Raw genomic sequence first — 14,273 nt, 5'->3', positions numbered from 1 at the left:
CCGGGGATTCGTCGTCACGCCTGCGCCTCCTGGCGGCACAGCTGGTTCAGTTGTGGCCCGCAAGAACCGCAGACGGTGCCGCAGCCCAGGCGTTGTTTGAGTTCGGCGATGCCGGCGCCGCGCGCGATCTCGGCGCGGATGCTCGACTCGCGGATCTGCAGGCAGTTGCACACCACCGCATCGCGCGCCCCGCCACCGCCGGACTGGGCGAACACGGCGAGCCGCGAACCGCTCCAGGCACGTCCGGACAAGGCCGAATCGAGCAAGGCCTCGCCGGCGCCATGACGCTGTGCATCGGTCAGCAACAGGCCGTCGATGCGGTTGTCGACGCTGTCGGCACGCCAGGACACCCGCTTCAACAGGCCGCGGCGCGCGTCGCGGTATTCCAGGGTGTCGCGGCCGGCGTGCAACTGCAGCGCCTCGCCCAAGGCCTCCAGCCATTCCGGCGGCGGCGCGGTCTCGCAGGCCGCGCGCAACACCAGCCATGCCGGGTCGTCGGCCGCGCCGCCGCGGGTATTGGACGTCCCCTCGGCGGTCGCATCGGCGCTGAGGCCGAGCGCTGCGAAGCCGCAGTCCTTGAGCAGCGGTTGCACTGCCGCCTGCAGGCCCAAGGCATCGCCGCGCCGCGCCGCAAGCAGATGCCAACCGAACTCGGCCTTCTCGACCCGTACCGCCGCATGCTTGAGCTCGGGCTGCAACGAACGCGCGTCCACCGCCGGTTGGCTGACTTCGTTGATGCCGCCGCTGGACAGGAATTGCCCGCTCCAGTGCATCGCCGCGAATACCGTGCCGGAGGCGACCTCGTCGGAAAGTTCGAGCGGCAGCACCAATTCGCCGCGCTTGCTGATCACTTTGACCAGATCGCCGTGCGTCAGCCCGCGCCGCGCCGCGTCATGCGGCTGCATGCGCAGACCCGGTTCGGGGCTGTGCGCGAACGCGCCCGGCACCCTTCCGCTGCGCGACATGCCATGCCATTGATCGCGCAGGCGGCCGGTCAGCAAGCGCAGCGGAAAGCGCGCCGAGGTCGCTTCGGCCACCGGCCGGTACGGCGTGGAATGAAACCGCGCGCGGCCGTTGGCGGTGGCGAACACGCCGTCGCCGTAGCGGCGCGCCTGCCCCTGCGCGGCACCGGCCGGCAACGGCCATTGCTGCGGCCCTTGCGTGTCCAGGCGCGCGTAATCGAGCCCGCCGATGTCGTGATCGCGGCCGACGGTCAGGCGACGATGCTCATCGAAGATCTGCGCCGGCTGCTCGAAGCCGAACAAGGGCGCGGCGCCGGGCGGCCCCAACCGCGCTTCCAGGCGCCGCGCCACTTCATTGGCGATCCACCAGTCCGGCTTGGCCTGCCCCGGTGCCGGCACCGCCGCACGCACCCGCGAGATGCGCCGTTCGGAGTTGGTCACGGTGCCGTCTTTCTCGCCCCAGCTCGCCGCCGGCAACAACACGTCGGCATAGGGCACGGTGTCGGTGTTGCGGAAGGCTTCCTGCACGATCACGTACTCGGCCTGTTGCAAGGCCTCGCGCACTTGGCCGATGTCGGGCATGGAGTGCACGGGATTGGTACAGGCGATCCACACCGCCTTGACCCGGCCGCTGCGCAAGCCCTCGAACAAGGCCACCGCGGACAAGCCGGGCTTGGCCGACAAGCTGTGTGCGGGCAGCCCCCACAGTGCTTCAAGGTCGGCGCGGTCGCCGGCGTTGCCGATCTCGCGATGCGCGGCCAGCATGGTCGCCATGCCGCCGACTTCGCGTCCGCCCATCGCATTGGGTTGGCCTGTCAACGAGAACGGTCCCGCGCCCGGCTTGCCGATCTGGCCGGTGGCCAGGTGCAGATGGATCAGGGCCAGGTTCTTGTCGGTGCCGTGCGCCGACTGATTCAGGCCCATGCAATACAGCGACAGGGCCGCGGCGTCGCGGCCGAACCACTCCGCGGCCTGGATCAGGTCGGCGACCGCAATGCCGCACAACTCCGCGGCCATGCGCGGGGTGTAGTCGCGCAGCAATTGCTTGAGCTCGGCAAAGCCTTCGGTGTGCGCGGCGATGAAGGCCGCATCGATGCGGCCTTCCCAGATCAGGTGATGCAGCATGCCGTTGAACAAGGCCACGTCGGTGCCGGGCTGGATCTGCAGGTGCAGGTCGGCCATCGCCGCGGTGTCGGTGCGGCGCGGGTCGATCACGATCCAGCGCACCTCGGAGTCGCGTTCGCGCGCGGCTTCCAGACGACGGAACAGCACCGGATGCGCATAGGCCATGTTGCTGCCGGCGAACAACACGGTCTTGGCCAGCACCAGGTCTTCGTAACAAGTCGGCGGGCCGTCGGCGCCGAGCGCCAGTTTGTAGCCGGTGACCGCGCTCGACATGCACAGGCGCGAGTTGGTGTCGATGTTGTTGGTGCCGAGCAGACCCTTGGCGAGCTTGTTGAAGACGTAGTAGTCCTCGGTCAGCAACTGCCCGGAGATGTAGAACGCCACCGCATCCGGTCCGTGCTGCTGGACAATGCCGGCCAGGCGGTCGGCCACCGTATCCAGCGCCAGCGCCCAATCGACCGGGCGTCGCGGCTCCTGACGCAGGTGGCGCAGCTCCGGCTTCAACAGTCGCCCGCTCTGGCTGCTCGCGGTCTGCGGCAGGCTGCGGCCCTTGGTGCACAGACGGCCTTGGTTGGCCGGATGCTCGGGGTCGCCTTCGATGCCGACGATGCGGCTGCCGTCCGGGCCGTGTTCGGCGTCGATCAAGACTCCGCAACCCACCCCGCAGTAACAACACACCGAGCGAGTGCGGGTGCGCCGCAACGGCGCCGCCGGCGCCGGCGCGGTTTCGATCTCCTCGCGCAGCGCCAGCTCGTCCATCAGCCGCCTCCCTTCGCCGCTTCGCCGAGCGACAGCCACACCTCGTCGCCGTCGATGCGCACCGGGAACTTGCGTGCACAACCGACGTCGGGCGCACAGGCTTCGCCGCTGGCCAGGGCGATGTTCCAACCGTGCAACGGACAGGTGACGCGGTCGCCGGCGACGATGCCCTGCGACAACGGTCCGCCCTTGTGCGGGCAACGGTCGACCATCGCGAACACGCGGTCGCCGGCGGTGCGAAACAAGGCGATGTTGTCGGCCCCGGCCACTTCCAATACCCTCGCGCCCAACACCGGAATGTCGTCGAGCCGGCACACGCGCAACCAGGTAGCAGTCGATTCCATGGTTCAGGCCCCCGCGTCGACGAGGGTGGCGGCGATGCGCAGCGGCTGGAACTCGCGCGGGCGCGCCCCGGCGACGCGCGCGGCCCAAGGGTCGGGCAAGCCTTCCAGCGCGTACAGCAAGCGCTCGAACAAGGCCTTGCGGTTGCCGGCGTCCTCGACCACGCGCTGGACGATGTAGTCCATGCCGACCCGGGCGATGTAGTGCACGGTGCGATCGAGGTAGTAAGCCTCTTCGCGGTACAACTGCAGGAAGGCGCCGGTGTATTCGCGCACTTCGTCGCTGGCCTTGACCTTGACCAGAAAGCGCGCGACCTCGGTCTTGATGCCGCCGTTGCCGCCGATGTGGATCTCCCAACCCGAGTCCACCGCGATGATGCCGACGTCCTTGATCCCGGATTCGGCGCAGTTGCGCGGGCAACCCGACACCGCCAGCTTGACCTTGTGCGGGCTCCACATGTTGGCGAGCATGGTTTCCAGGTCGATCCCCATCTGCGTGCTGTTCTGGGTGCCGAAGCGGCAGAACTCGCTGCCGACGCAGGTTTTCACCGTGCGGATCGACTTGCCGTAAGCGTGGCCGGAATTCATGCCGAGGTCTTTCCAGACGTCGACCAGGTCTTCCTTCTTGATCCCGAGCAGGTCGATGCGCTGGCCACCGGTGACCTTGAGCATCGGCACGGCGTACTTGTCGGCGACATCGGCGATGCGCCGCAGTTCGCCGGCATTGGTCACCCCGCCCTTCATCTGCGGGATCACCGAGAAGGTGCCGTCCTTCTGGATGTTGGCGTGAGCGCGCTCGTTGATGAAGCGCGACTGCGGGTCGTCGACCGCTTCGCGCGGCCAGGTCGAGAGCAGGTAGTAATTGATCGCCGGCCGGCAGGTCGCGCAGCCGTTCGGCGTGCGCCACTCCAGGAAGGCGTAGGCCGCAGCGTGGGTGAACAAGCGGTGCTCGCGGATCGCCTTGCGCACGTCGCCGTGGCTGTGGTCGGTGCAGGCGCAGACCGCCTTGGTCTTCGGCGTCTCCTGGAAGTTCGAGCCCAGGCAATTCATCAGGATCTGCTCGACCAGGCCGGTGCACGAACCGCAGGAACTCGCCGCCTTGGTCTGCTTCTTGACGTCGTCGACGGTGAACAAGCCCTGCTCGTTGATCGCCTTGACGATGGTGCCCTTGCACACCCCGTTGCAACCGCAGACCTCGTCGCGGTCGCTCATCGCGCTGGCCCGGTTCTGCCCGGCGGTGCCGGAATCGCCGAGCGCCTTTTCGCCGAACATCAGCTGGTCGCGGCGGTCGTCGATGCGGCTGCCGTCCTTGAGCAGCTTGAAGTACCAGCCGCCGTCGTTGGTGTCGCCGTACAGGCAGGCGCCGATCAGGCGGTCGTCCTTGATCACCAGCTTCTTGTAGACGCCGCCGGCCGGGTCGGACAGGACGATCTCTTCGCTGCCGTCGCCGCCCATGAAGTTGCCAGCCGAGAACAGGTCGATGCCGGTGACCTTGAGCTTGGTCGAGGACACCGAGCCGCTGTAGATGCCGATGCCGTAGTTGGCCAGGTGATTGGCGCAGACCTTGGCCTGTTCGAACAAGGGCGCGACCAGGCCGTAGGCGATGCCGCGGTGGCTGACACATTCGCCCACCGCGTAGACGCGCGGGTCGAAGGTCTGCAGCGAATCGTTGACGACGATGCCGCGCGCACAGTGGATGCCGGAGGCCTGGGCCAACTGGATGTTCGGGCGGATGCCGACCGCCATCACCACCAGGTCGGCCGGCTCCTCGCTGCCGTCGGAGAAGCGCACCGCTGTCACCTCGCCCTGCGCGTTGCCGAGCAGTTCGTGGGTCGAAGTATTGAGGCGGAACTTCAGGCCGCGCTCGGTCAGCGATTTCTCCAGCAACTGCCCGGCGACCGGATCGAGCTGGCGTTCGAGCAGCCAGCCGGCGAGGTGCACCACCGTCACCTCCATGCCGCGTTGCTTGAGGCCGTTGGCCGCTTCCAGCCCGAGCAGGCCGCCGCCGATCACCACCGCATGCCGTTTCACCTTGGCGGTGTCGATCATGGCCTGGGTGTCGTGGATGTCGCGATAGCCGATCACGCCCTTGAGGTCCTTGCCCGGCACCGGCAACACGATGGGCAGCGAACCGGTCGCGATCAACAGGCGGTCGTACTCGGCCTCGGTGCCGTCGGCAGCGATGACCCGCCGCCGCACCCGGTCGATGCGGGTGACTTCCTTGCCCAGATGCAGACGGATGTCGTGCTCGGCGTACCACGCCAGCGAATTGAGCACGATGTCGTCGAAGGCCTGTTCGCCGGCCAACACCGGCGACAGCAGTATCCGGTTGTAGTTCGGATGCGGCTCGGCGCCGAACACGGTGATGTCGTACATGTCCGGGACCAGCTTCAACAGCTCTTCGAGCGTGCGTGCGCCCGCCATGCCGTTGCCGACCACGACCAATCTGGGTTTCTTCATGAATTCGCTCCGGGACCGGTTCAGACGCGCGCGGCGCTGAGCGCCGCCCAACGGTGGCGCCACTGATGGCGCAGGCTCGCCAACAAGCCCCAGGCCAACGCCGCGCAACCGGCGAACAGCCACAGGCCCAGCGCATAACTGCCTGTGTGCTGCTTCAACACGCCCATACCGGCCGCGAGCAGGAAGCCGCCGATGCCGCCGGCCATGCCGATCAAGCCGGTCATCAGGCCGATGTCGGCACCGAAGCGCTGCGGCACCAGTTGGAACACCGCGCCGTTACCGGCGCCCAAGCACAGCAAAGTGAGGACGAACAAGGCCACCGTCGCGACCGGGCCGCCGATACCGAGCGCGGCCACCGCGACCAGGGTCGCGACCGCGAGATACACCGCAAGCAAGGTGCGGGTGCCGCCGATGCGGTCGGCAATCGCCCCGCCGAGCGGCCGCATCACCGAGCCGGCGAGCACGCAGGCCGCGGTCGCCCAACCGGCGATCTTCGGCTCGAAGCCGAACTGGTCGTGGAAATAGCCCGGCAAGGCGCTGGCGAAACCGGCGAAGCCGCCGAACGTGATCGCGTAGAACAGCATGAACCACCACGAGTCGCGGTTGCCGACCAGCACCCGGCCGTAATCGGCCCAGTGCTTGCTCGGCGTATCGACCGGCGCGTCCTTGGCGCAGACCGCGAACACCACCAGCACCAGCAACAAAGGAATGCAAGCCAGACCGAACACGCTTTGGTAACCGAACGCGGCCGCCAGCGCAGGTGCGAACAAGGCCGCGAGCACCGTGCCCGAATTACCGGCGCCGGCGATGCCCATGGCCGTGCCCTGATGCTCGGGCGGATACCAGCGCGAGGCCAGCGGCAAGGCGACCGCGAACGACGCCCCGGCAACACCCAGCATCAAACCGAGCAACAAGGCCTGGACGAAGCTGTCGACCCCGAGCCACCACGCCGCCAACAGGGCCGCGATCACCACCGCCTGCGCGATCAGGCCGGCGCGCTTGGCGCCGACGCGGTCGGCGAACATCCCCAGGAACAAGCGCAACACCGCGCCGCACAGAATCGGCGCGGCCACCATCAAGGCCCGTTGCTGGGTGTCCAGATGCAGCGCCTGGGCGATCTGCACCTGCATCGGCCCGAGCAGGTACCAGACCATGAAGCTCAAATCGAAATACAGAAAAGCCGACAACAGCGTGGGCGTATGCCCGGCCCGCCAGAAGGATCGATCCATCCGCGCAATCTCCGAACGGGGCCGCCGCGTATGACCGATCCAGGCATTCCGCGGCAGCCGTGAGGGGGAGAAACGAAAACGGCGCCTTCCCGGTTCGCACCGGAAAGACGCCGTTGTCTTCGACAAACCGGGCCGCCGTTGGCCCGTCTGCCGGAATCAGGTTGTCGCCGATGCGCCGTTGCACCCGCAAGCAAGGCTACGCAATAGCCGTGCCAACTTTTCGTGGCTGGCCGCGCGATGCAGGTTCGTCGCGAATTCAATCACTTGAGTGGACGATGCGAATGCTCGTGCGGAATCCGCGGGGAGCCGCGCTCCAAAATCGAGCGGGCTTGCACCATGTTTGTGCGACGCAGCATCGGGGTGCATGGGTTCCATATCATCGACGCCTGCTGCGACTTTGCCTTTGCCTTTGCCTTGGCCTTTGCCTTGGCCTTTGCCTGGCCTTTGCCTTTGCCTTTGCCTTTGCCTTGGCCTTGGCCTTGGCCTTGGCTCTGCCGGTCAACAGAAGACCCGTAGGGCGGCCCGCATGGATGCGGGCCGTGCGCAAGCAGGCCATGGATGGCCTGTCTGGAGCATCCCCGCGTATGCATCGCTCGTGCGGGCTTGTGCCCTTGCAAGGAAGGCCTTTTCTTTGGTTAGCTTTCTTTTGGGCCAGCAAAAGAAAGTAACCCGGCCGCGTCAGCGGACGGAAGCTCTGCTCTTGATTGATGGACACGCCGGAAGCCGACAGGGCGTGGTCGCGGCTTGCGCCGCTCCTACCCTAGAAGCGGCGACCACGACGCCTCAATCTCGCGTCGATGCCGGCCTCAGCCCCATCAGGGTAGGAGCGACGCGAGTCGCGACCGCGTTCTTTCGATTTTGCGGCGCATCTCTCAAGCATGATCCAGATCAAACGCCAAAAGCTTCCGCCACTAAAGCGGCGGGTTACTTTCTTTTGTCTAAAGCAACAAAAGAAAGCTAACCAAAGAAGTTGCTTTGTTTTGAATCACAGGCCCACACGATTGATGCCGACGCGGGGATCTACATACGGGACATCCCTGTCCCGATGAAAAACGGCCCGCATCCCTGCGGGCCGCCCTCTGGGTCTTCTTTAGCCTTCGCGAGTGCTCGGCGACGCACAGCAACAGCACAGGCACAGGCACAGGCAAGGCAATTGCAACGGCAGAGGCGCAAGCAAGGGGCAGCGGCAGCGGCAGCGGCAGCGGAGCTTCGGGTAAAAGCACCCTCCTCCCGACTAGCGCGTCGACTACACAACCAACGCCTCAAGCCGCTGCGACTTGCTCGCACACCGACCGGGCCGCGCGCTCCAGCGCTTTCAGGCAATTGTCGTGCAGCAGGGAGACGTGTTGATCGCTCATGGTTTCGCTGTGCACGATCAAGGTCACCTGAGTGCCCACGCCCAGCCCCGAGAAGACGGTGCTGTGTATGACCTTCGTGCAGGACGCCTCCGGTTCCGGCTTTGCCTGTTCGATGCTCGGCGCTGCTGGAACGGCTGTGTTACGACCGACGATTTGGATGCTCATGCGAACCTTCCGCTGACGAATCAGCTGTAGCTCGATGGACTGGTCGCGATTCCGTTCGCAGGCCTTGGAGAAACCGCGTCGCCGATAGACCAAAGTCTGCGCAGGCGACACCTCCAATGGCCGGCACCCTTCCTTGTGCCCTTGCTCGACGTTGCGGGCATCGCTGCCATGCAAGGTCTCAAACCGAGCTTACAAAATAACCGTGATACAGCGCTCTATTTTCTTATGAAAATATGAACTCTAGTAAAGATGGCACACTCAAGACGAGCGCTTCGTTGCGAACTTCGGCACACATAGATGTGCTAGATAATCCATCTCAAGGCAGATGACCATGCATGGATCATCGTGCTCGCGCGACCGCGCTAGCCGCACGCTGCCGAGCAGGAGTATCGCCTCATGGAATCAGCCGCATGCAGCGACCGAGAACGACGAAGCCGCGCCGAATACGATCGGCGCGGCTTCATGATTCAACGAAACCTCGATCACTTCAGCCGGAAACATCGTTTTCGCGACTTACCTGCTGGCGGACGGCGAGTGTTCTTCCCTCGCCTCACCCGGTCCGGGTATAGCGCATCACCCAGTTGGTTTCCCAAGTCTTTCCGGCGTCGGGCGAGAACGCCTGCTCCCACTGCATGCGGTCGTCGCTGAGATGGGTGAACACGCCGCGCACCCGCACCGGCCGGCCTTCATGGAGGTCCTCGGAGAAGAAGGTGCCGACACGACCGTCGAATCGGCCGATGCCGGGCGTGTCGATCTTCACCGGGTTGCGGCCGTCGAGCCACCAGTCGGCCCAGGTCTGAGTCTTGGCGTCGAACGCGCGCAGGCCCATGCCGCGATACACGCCGCCGCCGCGATAAGACACGCTGTCGTTGAGGTTGGCCACACCACCGAGCAGGGATTGGCAGCGGGTGCTGCCGTCGAATTCCTCCCAGTCGTTATTGCCCGCCAGCCGCCGCTTGAGGCGGCGATGTTTGACCTCCCAACTGCCGAGAAAGAAATCGAAATCGCGCTCGGCGCCGGCGCGGCCCTCGCCCGCCTTCGTGGTTTCTTCTGCGGTGGCGGTGTTGCCGAACAAGATCAAGGCAGGAACGGCTGCGAGCGATAGTTGCAGCAGACGGCGTCGATCGATCGAATCGGTCATGAGTGTTTTCATCGAGTTGGCAGAAACGTGGCGACGGGATCGCGCCGGTTCAGTCGGCGGCGGCGGTCTTGGCATCGACCCGGATGAAATCGGTGACCCAGTTGAGCTCCCAGGTCTTGCCGTCGTCGATCGAGAACGCCTGCTCCCAACGCGGCGCATCCGGGCTGGGCTGCGACCAGGTCACCCGCACCAACACCGGTTTACCTTGCATCGTGTCCTTGGCGAAGAAACGCCCGAGGCCCCGCTCGAAGCGCCCCTTGTTCGGCGGGCTGAGGTCGTCGCCAGGGTTACGCCCGTCGAGCCACCACACCGACCATTGCCCGGTCTGGGCGTCGTAGGCACGCAGGCTGACCCCGCGATACGTACCGCCGGGCATGTTGAAGACGTTGTCGCCGGTATTGCCCCAGCCGTCCATCAACGGGCGCTGGCTGAAGCTGCCGTCGAATTCGATCCATTCGCCGCTGCCGACGAAGCGTTGCTTGAGACGGCGGTGCTTGGTCTTCCAGTGTCCGTTCAAGAAATCGAAATCGTGCAGGCCGGACAGATCGGCCGGCTTCGTCGTCTTGGGCGGGTCCTGCGTCGCCATCGCCACCGGGGCCATGAGCATTGCCGCCGCCAATAGCGCGGCGCCGAGCGCGTAACCGATCTGCTTCATCCGACTGTCCTCCTGGGCCTGCCGGAAAAGTAGCAAGCACCACGGACGGCGAAACAGGGCCATTAACGCCGAAGCCGCAAGGCCAGTCGGGCCGCTGCGGAGTCCCGCGCTTACCGGGACTGCAGCAGGCGCTCGATTTGCTCGCGCTCGTCCAGCGGGCGCTGAAAATCGGCCGGATAGACCGGCTGGTAATCGTCGCCCTTGAGCAGGAAAATCCCGGTCGAACCCGTTACCTGCTCCCGCATGCTGCCCAGCTCGTAATGCCAAGCCGACCACAACGGCACGCGCAAGGTCGGCGGCAGCGCTGGCGAACGGGTGAACAACAGTTCCTTGATCCGCAGATTGAAGCGCATCCGGTTCTTCGATCCGGGCCCTGTACGCGCCCTTGGATCGGTAATCGGCTTGCCGCGGCCGCCGACCATGTCCACCGACTCGACCGTCGCGACTACGACATGATCCGCCTCCCTGACCATCTCTTTGAGAGGCTTCGGGAGCACGGATGTAGCGCAAGCTGCGTCTGCGAGCAGCAGGGCGAACAGAGCCAGGAGGTATCTCATCGCTTGCCTTGGATAATTGCAGTCCGACTCACGCGCTGACGTCCTCGTCCAAGGCCTAGGCAAGCTGCAGGCCTAAAAGGCGCTGCATACTTAGCCGATCTCAGGCCTTACTGTACCCAGTCGCCGAACCGCAAACCAGACGCCTCGATCGGAGGGCTTGCGCGCAAGAGGCCGTGGCCAGAAGCGACGTAGCGTCGGGTCATGCACGCAGCGACCATCCGGGCGGGAGAACACCTATGAAGGCAGATCCGGTAATGCTCTTGGTCGGCGAATCGTTTTCGCCGTGGACGCAGAAGGCGCGCTGGGCTCTGGAGCACTGCGGCCGGCCCTTCGCTTATCGCGAGTACACGCCGACCCTGAGCGAACCCTGGCTGCGTTGGCGCATGCGGCAGTGGTCGGGTGCGGTCTCGGTACCGGTGCTGCTGGCCCCGGCACAGGTCGTGCACGGTTCCTGGGACATCGCCCTCTATGCCGATGCCCACGCCGGCGACGGCCGCCTCGGCGATTTCGCCGCGATTGCCGCCTGGAACGAACTCAGCGAGGCCGCGCTCGCCGAAATCCGCACACGCGTGGTGCGCGGCGTGCTTGCCAGTCCCACCGCCCTCGACGAAGCCCTGGCCGGCCTGTTGCCGGCGCCCTTGCGCCCGCCGCTGCGTTTCGTCGCCCGCGATGCTGCGCGCAGGCTCGACAGGAAGTATCGACACCTGCTCGTCCCCGACGCCTTGCGTCGTGCATTGGAACGACTGCGCGAAGGTCTTGATCGCTCCGGCAGCGGCTATCTGTTCGAGCGCTTCGGCTATGCCGACATCGTCATGGCGGTGGTGCTCGAAGGTATCGCCCCCATCGCCCGCACCGAGCCACCGCTCGGCCCGGCCAGCCGCCAGTGCTGGAGCGACCCGCAACTCGCGCAGGAATTCAGCGACCTGCTGGATTGGCGAGCGTCTCTGGCGCGCTCGCCTGTAACCACCTACTCGCAGTTGTCGGCAATCGCACGCTGATTGCCCCTGCCCCTCGCTCTACTTCTTGCAATTTGCCACCGGATCGGCCTTCGCCGCATCCGCCGTCCACAGGCAAATGATGCGGTCCAGCGCCAGGCCGGTGCGGGAGTTGCTGAAGAAGACGATGCCGTCGCGTTGCTGCGGACGCATCAGGAAGTTGGCGCGGAATCCGGCCTGATTGCGGCCGTCGTGGCCGACCGCGGTGCTGCCGTCGCTGAGGCGTTGGATGAAATGGCCGAGCCCATAGACGGCGGCGCCGGGAGCGCGTTCGGTGCTGAGCTTCGCCGGTTCGAACATCTGCGCCAGTTGCTGTCGGGACATCGGGCCGATAGTCGTTCCATCGGCATTCGCCATGCCGGCGATCATCCATCGAGAGAAATCCTCGACCGTGGTGCTCAGGGTCGAGGGCGCCTGCTCGACGTAGTAGCGCATCGGCACCGGGCTGCCGTCGTCGCCATGGCCTTGCGCCGCGCCGGCCAACAGCGGTGGCGTCATCGCCACGCTCGAATGCTTCATACCCAAGGGTCCGAACACCAACTCTTGCGCGAGTTCGGAGTATTTGCGTTTGGTGCCGCGCTCGATCGCGAGCTGCATCAAGGTGTAGCCGCCGCCGGAGTACTGGAATTGCGCTCCGGCCGGCGCGAACAGTTCGACCGCACCGCGTCCGTTGGTCTTGCCGGCCAGCGATTCCTCGAGAGTCGGCAGCTCCTTGAAGTCGAGCCAGCCCTGGTAGCCACCGAGAGTGGTGCCGGCGGTGTGCGACAGCAGATGGCGGAACGTGATCGCGCGAGGGTCGAACTGGCTTGCGGCCAGCGGCCACGGCGACAGCAACTCGGCCACCGGTTGCTCCAGGCGGATCTTGCCCTGCTCGACCAGGCTCATCGCCACCCAGGCCGCGATCGGTTTCGACAGCGACGCGGCCAGGAACACGGTCTCGGCGGTCGCCGGGACCTTGCCGGCGTGATCGGCGAAACCGAAGCCCTTGGCGTAGACCAGTTCGCCATCGACGATCAGCCCCACCGCAGCGCCCTGGATCTTGGCCGACTGCATCAATGCCGGCACTTCGCTCTCGATGGTCGCGACGAAGGCCGGTGTCGGCGTGTCGGCTCCGGAGGATACCGGCGCGCCGGTCGCCGCCCCGCATGCCAAGGCCAAGGCCATCGCGGCTATCGGCAGGCTAAGGCGCTTCCTGGGGCGGTTCGCGGGGCGGAACGGATGCTGCGTGGGCGCGATGCGGGTCATAGGTACCCTCTCAGATGGAATGGCGACCGGGTTCGAGCAAAGCCGAACCTTGCCGTGGATGCGAACGCGAACGACGCCCGGTGCGGTGCCGGCACCGGGACGATGGGAAGGCCCCAGGTCTCGCGGCCGGCGACAGCCCCTTGCCGGACGCGAACATCGGCTTGGATGCGCCCTGCGAGCATTCGGTTTAGGCGATCAGCGCAGCCGAACGGCCTCGACGACGAGGTGGCTGAACGACCCCGTTCACCCCTGCGCGGCCAGGGATGCCAAAATGGCCCACCCCACCACTTTCCCGCGGCCGGCCTCGCGTCCGGCACCGCCGGCACGACGAAAGCCCCGAACTCACTACCGCCCGCCTTCGGCTGCAACAGGCGCGGCGCCATGGAACACCGATGATCAACAACGACGTACTGCGCAGCATCCGCTACATGCTCGACCTCAGCGACCTCAAGGTCGTCGAGATCGCCAAGCTGGCCGACCCGAACCTGGCCCTGGAAAAGGCCGACATTCTGGCGTTCCTGAAGAAGGAGGACGAGGAAGGCTATGCCGAGTGCAGCAACCTGGTGCTCGCGCATTTCCTCGACGGGCTGGTGTTCCACTACCGCGGCCGCGACGAAAGCCAGCCGCAGCGCCCGGTCGAAAAGCGGGTCACCAATAACGTGGTGCTGAAGAAACTGCGCGTCGCGTTCGAGCTGAAGGACGTCGACATGCACCAGGCCTTCCAGGACGCCGGCTTCCCGATCTCCAAGCCGGAACTGACCGCCTTGTTCCGCCAGGCCGACCACAAGAATTTCCGCCTGTGCGGCGATCAGCTGCTGCGCAACTTCCTCAAGGGCCTGACCCTGCGCGTGCGCGGCGGCGGCTGAGGCCGAGCAGCGGCACGGCCGTCGCCCTGTTCGAGGTTTCGAACTTTCGCGGGGTAGGAGCGACGCGAGTCGCGACCGCGTTGTGATGGCCTCGCGACGATGCACTCCTTCGATCGATGGCAAAGGCGTTGCGGACTCTGCGCGTCCCGTGGCCCAAAAGAAAGCTAACCAAAGGGAGGCCTTCCTTGACGAAGCTCCCCTGCGAGTACGCAGCTGTCGCCGGGATTTTTCGATAGGGCATCCTTGTCCTATCGGGGCATTCTATTTAGGGGCTGGGCACACGTCCTGTGCGCCGCCCTCCGGGTCTACGATCGCATCGCGAGTTCGGTACTGCGCCAAGCTTTCACGGCAACGGCAACGGTCGTCGTTGCTCTTGGGTAGGAGCGGCGCAAGCCGCGACCGCGCAACCTCGACC

The 14,273-nt window shown here is 65.9% G+C and carries 11 protein-coding genes; 2 read left to right on the top strand and 9 right to left on the bottom strand.

What is annotated here, in order from left to right; translation table 11 throughout:
- Positions 1-14 precede the first annotated feature (14 nt).
- From ACTOWK_RS08415 to ACTOWK_RS08380, 8 genes are all read right to left on the bottom strand, one after another.
- Positions 15-2,846, bottom strand: coding sequence for a nitrate reductase (locus ACTOWK_RS08415; protein WP_441329723.1), 2,832 nt, complete (start codon positions 2,844-2,846; stop codon positions 15-17).
- Complete coding sequence (gene nirD, locus ACTOWK_RS08410; protein WP_441329722.1) at positions 2,846-3,190, bottom strand: nitrite reductase small subunit NirD; 345 nt, start codon at positions 3,188-3,190, stop codon at positions 2,846-2,848. Before nirD ends, ACTOWK_RS08415 begins: the two co-directional genes overlap by 1 nt.
- Positions 3,191-3,193: 3 nt before the next feature.
- Complete coding sequence (gene nirB / locus ACTOWK_RS08405) at positions 3,194-5,647, bottom strand: nitrite reductase large subunit NirB (protein WP_441329721.1); 2,454 nt, start codon at positions 5,645-5,647, stop codon at positions 3,194-3,196.
- A 20-nt stretch (positions 5,648-5,667) separates the two neighbouring features.
- Positions 5,668-6,837, bottom strand: a complete 1,170-nt coding sequence (locus ACTOWK_RS08400) for a nitrate/nitrite transporter (RefSeq protein ID WP_441329754.1) — start codon at positions 6,835-6,837, stop codon at positions 5,668-5,670.
- Positions 6,838-8,138: 1,301 nt separating this feature from the next.
- On the bottom strand, positions 8,139-8,399 hold the full coding sequence (locus tag ACTOWK_RS08395; protein ID WP_441329720.1) for a hypothetical protein: 261 nt from the start codon (positions 8,397-8,399) through the stop codon (positions 8,139-8,141).
- A 550-nt stretch (positions 8,400-8,949) separates the two neighbouring features.
- Positions 8,950-9,540, bottom strand: coding sequence for a hypothetical protein (locus ACTOWK_RS08390; protein ID WP_441329719.1), 591 nt, complete (start codon positions 9,538-9,540; stop codon positions 8,950-8,952).
- A gap of 49 nt (positions 9,541-9,589) precedes the next feature.
- Positions 9,590-10,195: a hypothetical protein gene (locus ACTOWK_RS08385; protein WP_441329718.1), complete on the bottom strand. Its 606-nt coding sequence runs from the start codon at positions 10,193-10,195 to the stop codon at positions 9,590-9,592.
- Between the two features lie 110 nt (positions 10,196-10,305).
- Complete coding sequence (locus ACTOWK_RS08380; protein WP_441329717.1) at positions 10,306-10,752, bottom strand: hypothetical protein; 447 nt, start codon at positions 10,750-10,752, stop codon at positions 10,306-10,308.
- Between the two features lie 236 nt (positions 10,753-10,988).
- Here ACTOWK_RS08380 and ACTOWK_RS08375 point away from each other — a divergent pair, with 236 nt between their 5' ends.
- The gene (locus ACTOWK_RS08375) at positions 10,989-11,750 is read left to right on the top strand and encodes a glutathione S-transferase N-terminal domain-containing protein (protein ID WP_441329716.1); all 762 of its coding nucleotides are present in this window, start codon (positions 10,989-10,991) and stop codon (positions 11,748-11,750) included.
- An 18-nt stretch (positions 11,751-11,768) separates the two neighbouring features.
- On the opposite strand, the gene ACTOWK_RS08370 is transcribed toward ACTOWK_RS08375, so the two are convergent.
- Complete coding sequence (locus ACTOWK_RS08370) at positions 11,769-12,911, bottom strand: serine hydrolase domain-containing protein (RefSeq protein WP_441329715.1); 1,143 nt, start codon at positions 12,909-12,911, stop codon at positions 11,769-11,771.
- 473 nt (positions 12,912-13,384) lie between these two features.
- Between ACTOWK_RS08370 and ACTOWK_RS08365 the strand changes: the two genes are divergently transcribed.
- Positions 13,385-13,858: a DUF1456 family protein gene (locus tag ACTOWK_RS08365; protein ID WP_031372738.1), complete on the top strand. Its 474-nt coding sequence runs from the start codon at positions 13,385-13,387 to the stop codon at positions 13,856-13,858.
- The last annotated feature ends 415 nt before the right edge of the window (positions 13,859-14,273 follow it).

The organism is Lysobacter sp. CA196, from assembly GCF_052078695.1.
Taxonomy (GTDB): Bacteria; Pseudomonadota; Gammaproteobacteria; order Xanthomonadales; family Xanthomonadaceae; genus Lysobacter.
The sequence above is the reverse complement of the archived record's forward strand: the minus strand, read 5'-3'. Positions and strand labels throughout refer to the sequence as shown.